At 57.0% G+C, this 14165-nt stretch carries 10 protein-coding genes and 1 pseudogene; 10 read left to right on the top strand and 1 reads right to left on the bottom strand.

Annotated elements, in window-relative coordinates:
- Positions 1-22: 22 nt before the first annotated feature.
- Entirely contained in the window at positions 23-2302 is a 2280-nt protein-coding gene (gene ptsP / locus CXF97_RS23090) for a phosphoenolpyruvate--protein phosphotransferase (RefSeq protein WP_101161416.1), read from the top strand.
- A 125-nt stretch (positions 2303-2427) separates the two neighbouring features.
- On the opposite strand, the gene CXF97_RS23085 is transcribed toward ptsP, so the two are convergent.
- A complete protein-coding gene (locus tag CXF97_RS23085; protein WP_101161414.1) occupies positions 2428-3174 on the bottom strand; it encodes an NRDE family protein in 747 nt (248 codons plus the stop codon).
- 130 nt (positions 3175-3304) lie between these two features.
- Between CXF97_RS23085 and CXF97_RS23080 the strand changes: the two genes are divergently transcribed.
- The 9 genes and pseudogenes from CXF97_RS23080 (at position 3305) to CXF97_RS28535 (ending at position 14150) form a co-directional block, all read left to right on the top strand.
- Complete coding sequence (locus tag CXF97_RS23080) at positions 3305-4087, top strand: sulfite exporter TauE/SafE family protein (RefSeq protein ID WP_101161412.1); 783 nt, start codon at positions 3305-3307, stop codon at positions 4085-4087.
- A 70-nt stretch (positions 4088-4157) separates the two neighbouring features.
- Positions 4158-4973: a prolipoprotein diacylglyceryl transferase gene (gene lgt / locus CXF97_RS23075; RefSeq protein WP_101161410.1), complete on the top strand. Its 816-nt coding sequence runs from the start codon at positions 4158-4160 to the stop codon at positions 4971-4973.
- A gap of 50 nt (positions 4974-5023) precedes the next feature.
- Positions 5024-5692, top strand: a pseudogene (thyA, locus tag CXF97_RS23070) (thymidylate synthase); the annotation flags it as partial.
- 266 nt (positions 5693-5958) lie between these two features.
- The gene (locus CXF97_RS23065; protein ID WP_178081226.1) at positions 5959-7065 is read left to right on the top strand and encodes a tyrosine-type recombinase/integrase; all 1107 of its coding nucleotides are present in this window, start codon (positions 5959-5961) and stop codon (positions 7063-7065) included.
- On the top strand, positions 7062-9410 hold the full coding sequence (locus CXF97_RS23060) for a site-specific integrase (protein ID WP_101161406.1): 2349 nt from the start codon (positions 7062-7064) through the stop codon (positions 9408-9410). The genes CXF97_RS23065 and CXF97_RS23060 overlap by 4 nt, the downstream gene beginning before the upstream one ends.
- Positions 9407-11488: a tyrosine-type recombinase/integrase gene (locus CXF97_RS23055; protein ID WP_101161404.1), complete on the top strand. Its 2082-nt coding sequence runs from the start codon at positions 9407-9409 to the stop codon at positions 11486-11488. The genes CXF97_RS23060 and CXF97_RS23055 overlap by 4 nt, the downstream gene beginning before the upstream one ends.
- The gene (locus CXF97_RS23050; RefSeq protein ID WP_101161402.1) at positions 11485-11991 is read left to right on the top strand and encodes a hypothetical protein; all 507 of its coding nucleotides are present in this window, start codon (positions 11485-11487) and stop codon (positions 11989-11991) included. Before CXF97_RS23055 ends, CXF97_RS23050 begins: the two co-directional genes overlap by 4 nt.
- Positions 11988-12821, top strand: coding sequence for a thymidylate synthase (locus CXF97_RS23045; RefSeq protein ID WP_101161401.1), 834 nt, complete (start codon positions 11988-11990; stop codon positions 12819-12821). The genes CXF97_RS23050 and CXF97_RS23045 overlap by 4 nt, the downstream gene beginning before the upstream one ends.
- Positions 12822-12953: 132 nt before the next feature.
- Entirely contained in the window at positions 12954-14150 is a 1197-nt protein-coding gene (locus CXF97_RS28535) for a hypothetical protein (RefSeq protein ID WP_256589903.1), read from the top strand.
- Positions 14151-14165: the final 15 nt, after the last annotated feature.

The raw sequence follows: 14165 nt of genomic DNA, 5'->3' as shown, positions 1-14165 counted from the left end.
CGACGGAGTTCGACCCCGAGCCATGCTCAATACGCTGCGCAAGATCGTCCAGGAAGTTAACTCCGCCAAGGATCTCAAGGCGGCGTTGGGGATTATTGTGTTGCGCGTCAAAGAGGCCATGGGCAGCCAGGTCTGCTCGGTCTACCTGCTTGATCCGGAAACCAATCGCTTCGTCCTGATGGCCACCGAGGGCTTGAACAAGCGCTCGATCGGCAAGGTCAGCATGGCCCCCAACGAGGGTCTGGTCGGTCTGGTCGGCACGCGTGAAGAACCCCTGAACCTGGAAAACGCTTCGGTTCACCCTCGTTACCGCTACTTCGCTGAAACCGGTGAAGAGCGTTACGCCTCGTTCCTCGGTGCACCGATCATTCACCACCGCCGCGTCGTCGGCGTGTTGGTCATTCAGCAAAAAGAACGTCGTCAGTTTGACGAAGGCGAAGAAGCCTTCCTCGTGACCATGAGCGCGCAGCTCGCCGGCGTTATCGCCCACGCCGAGGCCACCGGCTCGATCCGTGGCCTGGGCCGGCAGGGCAAGGGCATTCAGGAAGCCAAATTCGTCGGCGTGCCGGGTTCGCCCGGTGCTGCCGTCGGTACCGCCGTGGTCATGCTGCCACCGGCGGATCTGGACGTGGTGCCGGACAAGACCATCACTGACATCGACGCTGAACTGGCGCTGTTCAAGACCGCCATCGAAGGCGTGCGCGCCGACATGCGCGCGTTGTCCGCCAAACTGGCGACCCAACTGCGCCCGGAAGAGCGCGCGTTGTTCGACGTTTACTTGATGATGCTCGACGATGCCTCGCTGGGCAGCGAAATCACCACCGTGATCAAGACCGGCCAGTGGGCTCAGGGCGCGCTGCGCCAGGTGGTCACTGAGCACGTGAACCGTTTCGAACTGATGGACGATGCCTACCTGCGCGAGCGCGCCTCGGACGTCAAAGACCTTGGCCGCCGTCTGCTCGCCTATCTGCAGGAAGAGCGCCAGCAGAATCTGGTCTACCCGGAAAAAACCATTCTGGTCAGCGAAGAGCTGACGCCGGCGATGCTCGGCGAGGTGCCGGAAGGCACGCTGGTCGGTCTGGTTTCGGTGCTCGGTTCGGGTAACTCCCACGTCGCGATTCTCGCCCGGGCCATGGGCATTCCGACCGTGATGGGTCTGGTCGACCTGCCGTACGCCAAGGTCGACGGTATCGAAATGATCGTCGACGGCACCCGCGGCGAGGTCTACACCAACCCGAGCGAAGTGCTGCGCAAGCAGTTCGCTGAAGTCGTCGAAGAAGAGAAGCAACTGGCGCTGGGCCTCGATACCCTGCGCGACCTGCCGTGCGTGACCCTTGATGGCCACCGCATGCCGCTGTGGGTCAACACCGGTCTGCTCGCCGATGTGGCGCGGGCGCAGAAGCGTGGCGCCGAAGGGGTCGGCCTGTACCGCACCGAAGTGCCGTTCATGATCAACCAGCGCTTCCCGAGCGAGAAGGAACAACTGGCGATCTACCGCGAACAGCTCGCCGCGTTCCACCCGCAACCGGTGACCATGCGCAGCCTCGACATCGGCGGTGACAAGTCGCTGTCGTACTTCCCGATCAAGGAAGACAACCCGTTCCTCGGCTGGCGCGGTATTCGCGTCACCCTCGACCACCCGGAAATCTTCCTGGTGCAGACCCGTGCGATGCTCAAGGCCAGCGAAGGCCTGAACAACCTGCGGATTCTGCTGCCGATGATCTCCGGCACCCACGAACTCGAAGAAGCCCTGCACCTGATCCACCGCGCCTGGGGCGAGGTGCGCGACGAAGGCACCGACGTGCCGATGCCGCCGATCGGCGTGATGATTGAAATCCCGGCCGCGGTGTACCAGACCAAAGAGCTGGCGCGGATGGTCGACTTCCTCTCGGTCGGCTCCAACGACCTGACTCAGTATCTGCTGGCGGTAGACCGCAACAACCCGCGTGTGGCCGATCTCTACGACTATCTGCACCCGGCGGTGCTGCAAGCCCTGCAAACCGTGGTCACCGATGCGCACGCCGAAGGCAAACCGGTGAGCATCTGCGGCGAAATGGCCGGTGATCCGGCGGCGGCAGTGCTGTTGATGGCGATGGGTTTCGACAGCCTGTCGATGAACGCCACCAACCTGCCGAAGGTGAAGTGGATGCTGCGCCAGGTGAACCTGAGCAAGGCGCAGGAGATGCTGGCGGAACTGATGAAGATCGATAACCCGCAAGTTATCCACAGCTCGCTGCAACTGGCGCTGAAGAATCTTGGCCTGGCGAAGATGAATTCCCCGGTCGTCACCAAGGCTTTCTAGAACCTTGAGGGCCTCTTCGTCGGAACGCCGCCCGGAGCAAGCCCGCTCCCACATTTGACCGAGTTCTACAACGCGGTCGAATGTGGGAGGCGGGCTTGCTCGCGAATACGTCAGTTCAAACGCCGCTAAAGGGTAACTTCCACCTCGCCCAAATGCCCGCCATACGGCCCAAAGCTGCGCTCTACCATTCGCCGCGTCCCGTCTGCCTGCACGATCAACGCTGTACTCGCCCGCGTGCCATAACTCTGGCTGGCAATGAACACACTCGACAACAACGCTTCCGTTGCCAGGCCCACCCCGGTATCCGGCAACTCGGCCTCGGGTGCGGTCTGCGCATCGCTCAGCAAGGCCAGCAACCGCTCAGGCTGCGGATCATCCAGTACCGCATTCAACGCAGCCTTGGCCTTGAGCAGTTTCGGCCACGGCGTATCAAGCCCCGCGTTGGATAATCCATAGATCCCCGGTTGCAGCATCACCGCCTCCGACGCTCTCGCATTGAAATGCCACAACTCATGGGCATTGCCCAGCAGAAGATTGAACCCGGCATATTCCGCTGCACGGCCCACCACATCGCTCAAATAATCATCAATCGACAGATTACCCGTGAGAAAACGCGCCACCAGTTCGCCACGGGATTTGGTTGCGGGCAGCTGCTGCGGATCGCGGATATTGGTCAGCGCAGCGAAGCGCGCGTTGGCGCCGATCCCCAGCCAGGTGCCGCCGGCTTCAAGATCGCGCCCGGCATGCACATGCGGCGCCTCGGGCCATGGCGCCAATGGCAGGCTGGGGCGGGCGTAGAACTCGTCGCGGTTGGCCGCGACGATCAGCGGCTGGGCATGGCCCGGGCGCCAGGCGAAAACGATCAGGCACATAAGGTGGTCCTTGTGTGTTTTTTGCCCACTCTACGCATCCGGCGTCCGTGCATCCATCGCCAGTGGAGCAGAAGGCTGCGCATCCGTTAACATGCCGCTCCTGTTTTGCCGACGCGTGCTGGAGACGGTCATGGAATTTCTGCTCTACCTGGCGCTCGGCGCCTGTGCGGGCGTGCTCGCCGGGCTGTTTGGCGTTGGCGGCGGGATCATCATCGTCCCGGTGCTGGTGTTCAGTTTCACCCTGCAAGGTTTCGATCAGTCGATCCTCACGCATCTGGCGGTGGGGACGTCGCTGGCGACGATCATATTCACCTCGGTCAACGCCGTGCGTGAACATCACCGTCGCGGCGCAGTGCGCTGGGCGATTTTTCGCTGGATGACCTTGGGTATTCTGCTCGGCGCCGGTTTCGGCGCGCTGACGGCAGAGGCGATCTCCGGGCCGAACCTGCAAAAAATCATCGGCGTATTTGCTCTGGTGATTGCCGTGCAACTGGCGCTGGATGTCAAACCCAAGGCCAGTCGAACGGTACCGGGCAAGCTCGGTCTGACTGCCGCTGGCACGGTGATTGGCTGGGCCTCGGCGATCTTCGGCATTGGTGGCGGCTCGCTGACCGTGCCGTTTCTGACCTGGCGCAGCGTGCCAATGCAGCAGGCTGTGGCGACGTCGTCGGCGTGTGGTCTGCCGATCGCTTTGGCCAGTGCGGCAAGTTTCATGATTCTGGGGTGGCACGATCCGTTGTTGCCACCGCATAGTCTCGGTTTTGTGTATTTGCCGGCGTTGTTGGGCATTGCCCTGACCAGCATGGTTTTCGCCCGTCTCGGCGCGCGTCTGGCGCACAGGTTGTCGCCGCGTTTGCTGAAACGGCTGTTCGCCGCTTTGCTGTTCAGCGTCGGGTTGAGCTTCCTGCTGTAAAAATCCTGGCTTAATCCTGTGGTGGCAGTGTCGCCCGGGAATTCTGGTTTCACTCTTACGAGGAGTCGCAATGCTGCCTTACCCGCAGATCGACCCGGTGGCCCTGGCCATCGGTCCGCTGAAAATCCACTGGTACGGTCTGATGTACCTGATCGGCATCGGCGGCGCGTGGCTGTTGGCGTCGCGCCGGCTCAATCGTTTCGACCCGACCTGGACCAAGGAGAAACTCTCCGACCTGGTGTTCTGGCTATCGATGGGCGTGATCGTCGGCGGCCGTCTGGGTTACGTGCTGTTCTACGACCTGAGCGCTTATCTGGCCAACCCGACGCTGATTTTCGAAGTGTGGAAGGGCGGCATGTCGTTCCATGGCGGCTTCATCGGCGTGATGCTCGCGGCCCTGTGGTTCGGCAAGCGCAATGGCAAGTCGTTCTTCCAGTTGATGGACTTTGTCGCGCCGATGGTGCCGATCGGCCTGGGCGCCGGGCGCATCGGCAACTTCATCAACGCCGAGCTGTGGGGCAAGGCCACCGACGTGCCATGGGCCATGGTGTTCCCGCCTTTCAGCGATCCGGCGCAGTTGCCGCGCCACCCGTCGCAGCTGTATCAGTTCGCCCTCGAAGGCGTGGCACTGTTCCTGATCCTGTGGATCTTCTCGCGCAAACCGCGGCCAACCATGGCAGTGTCGGGCATGTTCGCGCTGTTCTACGGCATCTTCCGTTTCATCGTCGAGTTCGTCCGCGTGCCTGATGCCCAGTTGGGTTATCTGGCGTGGAACTGGCTGACCATGGGCCAGGTGCTCTGCGTGCCGATGATCGTCGGCGGGCTGTTCCTGATCTGGCTGGCCTATCGTCGCGCCCCGGCAGCGCCGCTCGCACCGACGGCATAAACTACGAACCCCGGCGCGCAACGCCGGGGCTCAAAGGACACAGGTAACTCATGAAGCAATATCTCGAACTGGTCTCGCACGTCATTCAGAACGGCACCAAGCAGGCCAACCGCACCGGCATCAACACCATCAGTTTCCCGGGGGCGATGCTGCGTTTCGATCTGCAGGAAGGCTTCCCGGCGATCACCACGCGCAAAATGGCCTTCAAATCGGCCATCGGCGAGATGTGCGGCTTTCTGCGTGGCGTGAACAACGCCGCTGAATTCCGCGCGCTGGGCTGCAAGGTCTGGGACCAGAACGCCAACGAAAACGCGCAGTGGCTGGCCAACCCGTTCCGTCAGGGCGACGACGACCTCGGCGAAATCTACGGCGTGCAGTGGCGTAAATGGCCGGCGTACAAGCAGATCCCGCTGAGCAATACGGCCGCCATCGAACAAACCCTGAGCAATGGCTACAAGCAGATCGCTCAGGGCGAAGAAGACGGCCAGGCCTACGTCGTGCTGTACAAGGCGATCGATCAGGTGCGCCAGTGCGTCGACACGATCATCAAGGATCCGGGCAGCCGCCGCATTCTGTTCCACGGCTGGAACTGCGCCCAACTCGATGAAATGGCCCTGCCGCCGTGCCACCTGCTGTATCAGTTCCACCCGAATGTCGAGACCAAAGAAATCTCCCTGACTCTCTACATCCGCTCCAACGATCTGGGCCTTTTATACCCCCTCGAAGAACCTGCACATTACGCAATGGCTGCGTAGTAAGGCTTTACCTTCCAAGCTCATTATTGTGCCCCAGTACGAAATGCACATTGTGTATAGTACGGGCCGCTTTGAAGAGAGAGGAAGCCGTGAAGGTCATCGCAGTTAGGGGCACCCCCCTAGATTTCAGAGAGTCCCCAACCAGGCGGGACGACCCATCCGAAGAATCCCCAATTCAGGAAGCCGTGAACGTCACAGGGACAGCCGTCTTTGATGATGATGAGCGCCTAATGCCTTTGATTTCGGGTTATCTGTCCCACGCGCTCCGGAAAGCCTATATATCCCAGCAGACGGCCATCACCTATGGTCGCAACCTTGGGTACACCTGCGAGTACCTGATGAATCGCCGTGAGTTTCGTGACTGCGAGCGTGACTCAGCGTTCTTGGAAATCCGCACCCACGTGATCGAGGAGTACTTCGCTCACCTGCGCGAGGAAGAGGAGCTTTCTAAGAAGACGGTGCGCAACCGGGATTCATCCTTGATGGCGTTTTTCAATGATTCTCTGTGCCGGGGAGTGGACGACTCGCCCGCGCCTCGTACCGCGCCTAACCCCTACACTGCCGGGTACCTATCTCCCCGTCCTAATAAGAACCTGGTGGTGGCCTGTTCCCTGAATGATCTCAGAGAGCTCATCCTGGGTACGCAGAGTGAGCGAGAGCGCTGCTTGCTCCAGTTCATGTACGACGCAGGCGTGCGCCGCTCTGAAGTCCCGCGAGTGACCCTCAAGGCCATCGATGATGCCCTTCGATTCCAGGACACGTTGTTCATCTCGCCTGGTGTCGCAGAACCGGTGAACGCGGACTACTGCCCGCTGGACATTGATGGAAGCAAAGGCCCTGCGGACTCCTTCAAGCCCCGCCAGACATTGGTCAGCCGCGCCACGCTCCTGCGTATCAAGAAGTACCATGCTTCGCCGCTGTACAAAATGACTAAGCGTCAATTCAAGGGGGCTGAGAACACCCCTGCTTTCCTGAATGCGGAGGGGGGTGAGTACACCCCTCGCTCTATCTCCAAGCTCTTGGAGCGCACATCCGAGCGAGCGCTGAACCTGCTGAAAATCGACAGGATGATCTCTCCCCACAAGTTGAGGCACGGTAACGCCTATGCCCTGTTGAGGACGCCAGACATTGGTAGTGATTACCTTGACCGGCTAGTGACCGTGCAAAAGACGCTGGGTCACTCGCGCCTCAGCACTTCGGAAACCTATACCCAGATCCCCTACGACCTCTACCAGAAGCTCGTACGCCCCGGAACTGGAACCAAGACGAAAGCAGGCGAGATGGCTGAGCTATCCCAACAGACGCGCCTGAGAATTGATGCGGGAGATATGAAATGAGTCGGCTGACTAGCGCTCAGGTAGACGCTGTCATTGAGTCATTTGTGGCACGCGTCACTGATGATCGTGAGTCTTTGCTGGAGGTCTGTCTCAGTGTGGGGGAAGTTTTGGCGGTGGCCCCTTATTACGTAGCCGAACAAACCAGTTTAAATCTAAGGACTATCTCAAAGCGTGTCTCAAGCTTTGAACCGATTCTTGATGCGATGCGTGCTGAGGAAATCATCGTCGCTGGTCATTCATCTACCGCCTGCGATTGGCGTCGCCGGCTGCTCAACTGGTATGAAGGAATGCCCACAGAACAGAAACTTGCCATTCCTACCTTTGGCAATGGAATCAAGGAACGCGGTTTTTTTAGCGAGATCCCTGCGTTGGCCAGCCTCAGTGCGGCCAGGACAAAATTTGAACTGGTGCGGATCACGTATGAAGAGATCCTCAATGACCTTCGTGAGCTTGGTGTTCTCAAGTCAAACTACCAAACCGTCGAGCAGCGTATTGCCTCAAAAGTGGCAGTCGAAAAGACTGAATCATTGCGAGACACCTTCCAGGCCTTGCGCTCCGTCCGCATCCATCGCCTATCCGACCTCACAAGCTCGGAAGCGGAGCGTCCGTTCCAGCACCTGCTGCACCTCTTCAGCGCTTCATCAATGAAGAGCAGTAGCGCGTCAGGGCAGTCGAATTTCATTGAGGCTTTCAGATATTACCGAACGTATCTCAAGGAGGCCAATTACACAGGCTTGGAGGATATTCGGGAGCTCGTAACTCCCTACAGCCTTCCAAAGTTCAGGGTATATCTCCAAGACAAGATTCTTGAGCGTTCGCTGTCGACCGGCTACAGCAATTCGATGATGAGCGCTGCTCGGAAAATGATGGCGCGCGCAGTCCAAATCGAGGGCCTGGGGCTGACCAGTTTCGTCGGTGCTGCGGGATTCGATGCTGAACGTGAAACTGACCAGTACAAGCCCTATCCCCAGGCTGTGCGCACCCGAATTTCTCAGGTCATTGAGCAAGCGATTGAGGAAAACAATCGCTTGGCCCAGCCTTACGTTCCAAGCTATGAAGGGGAAGACCCATTAAACTCTGACGGTAGGGTGCGCCGAGGTTTTAATACGCTCGAAAACGCTCGTTGGATTTTTGAAAACAAACTCGACTGTAAACCTTTGGGTTTCGAATCTGTACGTCGAAATGACCCATATCAACGAGCGTTTATGTCGATTGTTTCGACTTCGTCAATTTCAATATTTGACATTTATAAAAACTGGGGTGTGCATTATCAGGTTAATAGTCGAGCTATTACACCTTACATAGCTCGGCTTGCCCAAGTTACCGGCATGAACACTGACTCGCTGCTGGGATTGGAGCTAGATGACTTCATGGAGCGCCATGATTTAACCGATCGCCCTTGCTTGCTGTACTGGAAAGAGCGTTCTGAAGGCGCGAAGGTGCTTCATCTCGATATTTTTCATGCGGAGATCTCTTGGCTGACCACCTCTCAAGGCCGTGCGGTCAAGCAGATCTTTGACGATGTGAAGTTTCTGACCCGTGAGATTCGCTTGGATGCTCCCGTCGAAGTCCAGAACAAGCTCTTCATCTACCGGTCGAGTGCTTCCAGGATGTATGGCGTGGTGAAGTCTTTTGAAAGTTCTGGCGAAAACATGTTGCACAACACTTTACAGAAGCTCTCTGAGGAGCATGGTCTGCTTGATGAAGACGGCAATCCTCTCAAGCTCTCACCATCACGTTTCCGACCAAGCTTCGTGAGTGAACTGATCGAGCGCGGCGTCTCCCCACGCGAGATTCAAGTGCTCCTGGGCCATAAAAGCCTCAGTACCACCATGGCCTATCTGGATCAGATGGACTTCAACCCCATGGCGCGGCGGATGCTGAATAAGGTTCTTCACCAAATGCAGCAAGACACGTTGGAGGAGGCTTCGAAGCTCATCCCGACCAAGACTATCGAGTCCGCGCCAGAAGCGATGCCGCTGCGGTCTGGCCTGGCAACCTGCATGAACGTCTTTGACCCACCGGCTTTCATTAAAGCGTTGGCAAGCTATGACCCCAGCAAGCCATGTACGCTGTTCAACAAGTGCCTTTCGTGCAGCAACAGCATCATCACGGTCTCGCACCTGCCGGAGCTCTTCGCCATGCGGCGCGACTACCAAAGGATGATTGAGGTCAACCGGGTGCTCGATACGCCCTACGGAGCCGTCATCCTGGACAACCTTGATGTGCTCAACAACCTTCTAGATTCTGAGACATCGGACTTTTCCGCAGAAGAGCTGACCAACGCTGAGCGCCTCTCTGAAAACCTGCAGGTCAGTATTTTGACCGAGGGAGTAACGCTGTGAACTACGCTCTGATCCCTGAACTCGCGGCGTACAAACAGTGGCGTATAGCTGCTCACACCCTGCTGCTTGAGTTGCGCAGAAACATCGCCGATCCGATTCCTGTGTCGCTGGAAGCACTCTCTTGGTACCAGGCGCTGATGGCGTTGCCTGTCAGCAAGACATCGGTCTTGGGCGACGCCGTCTGGGACTTCAATGACGATCATCCGAACGCCGCCAGGAACGTCAAAGGAGCCAAGCTACGGCTCAATTTTGAATCGTACCCATTGCTCAATCAGTCGGCAGTCTTGGAGGTCAAGGTGGCCCTGTATTGCTGGCTGAAGATGCCGGCGGCAATGCGCTCGTTTGCCTCGCCAAGGAACATCAAGGCCAACACCGCCATTTCATGCATGAAGGCTGGATTGAGCTTCCTGGATACGATGTCAGGGCAAGCGCGTCAGTTGATGACGGATGAGTTCTTTGAGGTTGGACACCATGGTCTGACGTACTTCGACGCGGGCATGTATCGGGAGGCAGCGCTCATTCATCCCTACGCCTTTGGCCCTGATCTCAAGAAGTTCTTTACCTTGGTCAGGTCGCCATTTTTCGAGGAGCAGATTTTCGAAGAGCCACTGCCTTACGTTCAGCTGGAGTCGCTGGCCTGGGCCAAGGTAATCAAGCACGTCCCTGAATCCGAGCGCACATACCGTATTCTGCCGAACGATGTGTTCGAGAAGGCTTCTCGCGAGGCGTCGTTCGCAGTCGTCGATTTCCTTAGCACTCTAGGGGAGCCTGTAGCTGACTTGGTAGCCCTGACCCGCCAAAACGCCAGCGGTTACTCGCTGGCCAACGCTCAAGAGCTGTCGCGTTACAATTTCGAGTTGTACGTAGCGCTGAGGCTACGGAGAACAGGCTACGACTCCGGTGCGATGGCGGATGCACTGTCCGCAGCTTTTGGCTGCGTTTCACCTACATTCCAATCTGGCTCTGGTCGGCATGATTTTAAGGCGATCGAAACATTACTCAAACTCACAGATTCAAGGCTGGACGATGATTTCCGCAGGTACATCAATTTCGTCTCGTACAGTGCCTGCTATCTCGTGGCGCAGTACACCGGCATGCGGCCCTCAGAGCTCTCTGAGATCCTGGTCGAGTCGTGCTTGGAGCAAGAGAGCGAATTTTGGCTCCTTATCAGCAATGTGATCAAACACCGCCAAGGCTTGGCCAAACTGTTCGACGACAAGTGGGTCGCGATTCCTATCGTTCGTGATGCTATTCGTGCTGCTTGTTTCATCGCTAAGGTGAAGCAGAACCCTTACTTGTTCTCCAATGTGGATACCGTCGCTCAGGGAGCCGAAGCTAGGTCAATGACCTCTCTTGGTATCTCTCACCAGTTCAAAGCTTTTTTTGAGGAGATTTTGACGGACGAGGAGTTTGAAGCTCTGGAGTTCTCGCCATACACGTTGCGGCACACGCTGGCATACCAGATGGCTAGGGCTGAGCTTGGACTCCCGTTCATCTCACATCAGCTGAAGCATTTCGGTGACCTCATCGGTGGGGCGGGTCAGAACAAGGCCTTCAGTGCGGTGACGCTTGGGTATGGTGCGATCGCCGAAATCTTATCCAAGGGTGGGCGCTCCTCGGGCAAGACCCCGACGCAACTGGCAGGCGAGGAGTACATCCAGAGCTACTGCGATCCTGACGGAAACTACGCTGGCCCCAATGCTGAGAGCCATAAGGCGAGGATGAAGAAGGTGTTCAGCGGGTACATGGCGGCTGGCTACACCAAAGAGCAAATTATCGCCCAGATGGCCAAGAAGCGCATGGCGATCATCAATGTGGGACAAGGCTTCTGCTACGGCGGTCAGCGGGAGGTATTCGATGAGTCTCTTCCCTGCATCGGATCGCTGCGTTGCAATCCGAACCGGTGCAAAAACGCCGTGGTCACCAAGGCTCATGCCCCTAAATGGCGGGAGATCTATGTGCAAAACAGCTTGGCCTTGAGCTCTCCAAATTCTGCAGGTGCGGAGGAAGAGTTGAGGGCGGCGATGGAAGAGGCCAAGGGTGTTTTGGAGCATCTGGGTGAGGAGGTTGAGGTATGACAGGCCAGGCGTTTGATGCCAAAAATAAGCTCGATTACGACCGGAACACTGAGCTGCTGGCTCAGGGGCTTATGCAGATTGCCTCTGATCCGAATTTGAAGCCGACGATGGCGGAGCTGAGCCGCATCACAGGCATTCATCGCAACACTATTCGGCAGCGTGACTTCCCGGCGCAGCGGCTTGAGGCGATCAAGGACAACCGCCGCATTGCAGTGCTCGCTCAGAGGGTCAAGGCTGAGAAGAAACAGGATCCCAAGACGATTCTGATGCAACGCCTTGAAAAGAGTCGATTGGAAGTGCTTTATTGGTTCAATAGGTATCAGGATTCTGAGAACTCTTGTGCCACGCTCGACAAGAGATTGGACACTGTCCGCGAGTCCAGGGACTACTACGTCCAGCTCGCAGATGGGCTGCGTCAGAAGATCAAAGAGCAAGATACTGAAATTTTGAAATTGCGTGACGCACTGGATTTGGTCAGCGCGAACCTTGAGGAACCGAAATGAAGATGTACCACGATTTGCTGGCCGACGTGCTAGAGAATGGCGTCGAGAAAGGCGATCGCACCGGCACCGGCACGCTGAGTGTCTTTGGTCGCCAATTCCGCCATAACCTGGAGGATGGCTTCCCGCTCCTCACCACCAAGAAGTTGCATTTCAAGAGCATCATCAACGAGATGATCTGGTTCCTGAATGGTGACACGAATACCAAATGGCTGAAGGAGCATGGTGTCAGCATCTGGGATGAGTGGGCAACCGAAGACGGTGACCTCGGCCCGATCTACGGCAAGCAGTGGACGGCCTGGCCTACCCAGGACGGCAAGACCATCAATCAGATCGACTACGTCGTCAACACGCTCAAGACGAACCCGAACAGCCGTCGCATCCTCTTCCACGGGTGGAACGTCGAGTACCTTCCCGATGAGTCGGTGAGCCCACAAGAGAATGCTCGGAACGGGAAAATGGCATTGCCACCATGCCATTTGCTCTATCAATTCTATGTGGCCAACAATAAGTTGTCGGCGCATCTATATATTCGGTCGTCAGATCTACTGCTTGGCAATCCCTACAACTTGGCTGGGGTTAGTTTTTTAACTCATATGCTCGCACAGCAGTGCGATTTGGGAGTTGGCGAAGTTGTAGTTACCATGGGTGATGCGCATATTTACTTGAATCATATCGAGCAAGTTAAGCTGCAGCTGACTCGTGATCCGCGTCCTTTACCTAATTTGCAGTTCAAGCGTAAGCCAGACAGCATCTACGATTACAAGTTTGAAGACTTTGAGATTGTGGGCTATGACCCACATCCTCACATCCCCGCTCCTGTATCGATCTAACTGAGTGGATGCCTGGCTAGCCAATTTTGGTTGGCCAGGATGGGGATGTTGAATGCCAAGTCTAGGCCTCGCTTCATCGCTTTAGGCTTAAGGTTATGCAGGACGCAATCAGGCAACCGCCAAGGAGTTCACATGTACCTCACGATCATGAAGCCCCAAGCGCTTCAGCAAATCGCTGTCTTAGCCCGTGGATTATGGATCGTTGAGGGCCCTGAAGGCTTCGTGCTGGTAATCAAGGCCGGGAAAGAGCTGATCCTGGCCGCTCAGCAAAGGCGTGAATTGAAGCTTTACCTCGCGCCATACAAGGCAGACGAAACGACGGGGCTTACGCTTCTCACAGCCTGCTTTGATGACCCACAATGTCCGCTATTGATCAAAACCCCACTCATCCCTGGTGACCCTCTCACAGAAGCACTGCAGAGCTTCCCTGACAAATTCAGCGTGTGCTTTTTCGACGAGCACAACCGCGAGCTGTTCAGTTGTAAGGCCCAGGCGAAGCTTGGTCAGCTCCGCAAGGAGGTCGGTACACTCAGCCCCATTGGAGCAGATCACTGGCCCAAGATGTATGAGCAGGCGGACAGCTGGTTCAGCCTCACGACCTATGAGGCCGACGCTCGTGCCACAACGGTGTTCCTACAGGATGATCTGTTCCCCTCGGACTATTTGATCACCGACCTGACCCGCCAGGACTTTCGAGGCTCTAAAGGCTTCTCCAATACACAGTTGGAGCGCATTGAACCGGGCACGTTTCAGGAGTTGGACATCATCTATCTGCTCCAGCGCGCATACACCTCCGAGCGGATCATCCATGGCCCCTTGAAGGTCTCCGATGGCGAGGAGCTGGCTGACGTAGTGGTGATGGGCGATGAAGTGACTTTGCTGCTGCAGGCGAAGGACAGTCCCAATACGCCAGCAATGATGAACACAACGCTTGAGAGAAAGCGAAAGAAGGCCATAAGTCAGTTGAAGAACGGCCTGCAGCAACTACGTGGCGCCATCTCAACGATCAGGCGAGAAGGCAATCCAGCCTTAGCGCTTGTGGACGGCACGCCCTTGGACATTGATCTTGCTGCACGCCCCCTGGTGGGAGTTGTCGTGGTCAGAGAGCTTTTTATCGACAACTACGATGAATACAGCGCCATGATTTTGAAATTCATGGATGAGGTCGGAATTCGTGTCCTAGCCTTCGATTACAACGAGTTCGAGGTCATGACCCGCCACTGCCCTTCGGAAGATGCACTGCTGTCAGCGTTCTTGCAGATTTCCAAATGCGCTGAGGAAAGGCGTATCTATCCCCGGCTGCGCTTCACGGATCTGCCGCCGCGCTAAATCGAATTGGAAAAG

Origin of the sequence: Pseudomonas sp. Choline-02u-1 (genome assembly GCF_002836515.1) — a bacterium.
Lineage (GTDB): Bacteria > Pseudomonadota > Gammaproteobacteria > Pseudomonadales > Pseudomonadaceae > Aquipseudomonas.
Note: the sequence above shows the minus strand (reverse complement) of the source record. Positions and strands in the feature narration are given on the sequence as shown.

Excerpts from the sequence above, each read along its gene's own strand:
- ptsP (WP_101161416.1), top strand. The coding sequence starts at position 23 with ATGCTCAATACGCTGCGCAAGATCGTCCAGGAAGTTAACTCCGCCAAG.
- CXF97_RS23085 (WP_101161414.1), bottom strand. The coding sequence starts at position 3,174 with ATGTGCCTGATCGTTTTCGCCTGGCGCCCGGGCCATGCCCAGCCGCTG.
- CXF97_RS23080 (WP_101161412.1), top strand. The coding sequence starts at position 3,305 with ATGGAATTTCTGCTCTACCTGGCGCTCGGCGCCTGTGCGGGCGTGCTC.
- lgt (WP_101161410.1), top strand. The coding sequence starts at position 4,158 with ATGCTGCCTTACCCGCAGATCGACCCGGTGGCCCTGGCCATCGGTCCG.
- CXF97_RS23065 (WP_178081226.1), top strand. The coding sequence starts at position 5,959 with ATGCCTTTGATTTCGGGTTATCTGTCCCACGCGCTCCGGAAAGCCTAT.
- CXF97_RS23060 (WP_101161406.1), top strand. The coding sequence starts at position 7,062 with ATGAGTCGGCTGACTAGCGCTCAGGTAGACGCTGTCATTGAGTCATTT.
- CXF97_RS23050 (WP_101161402.1), top strand. The coding sequence starts at position 11,485 with ATGACAGGCCAGGCGTTTGATGCCAAAAATAAGCTCGATTACGACCGG.
- CXF97_RS23045 (WP_101161401.1), top strand. The coding sequence starts at position 11,988 with ATGAAGATGTACCACGATTTGCTGGCCGACGTGCTAGAGAATGGCGTC.
- CXF97_RS28535 (WP_256589903.1), top strand. The coding sequence starts at position 12,954 with ATGTACCTCACGATCATGAAGCCCCAAGCGCTTCAGCAAATCGCTGTC.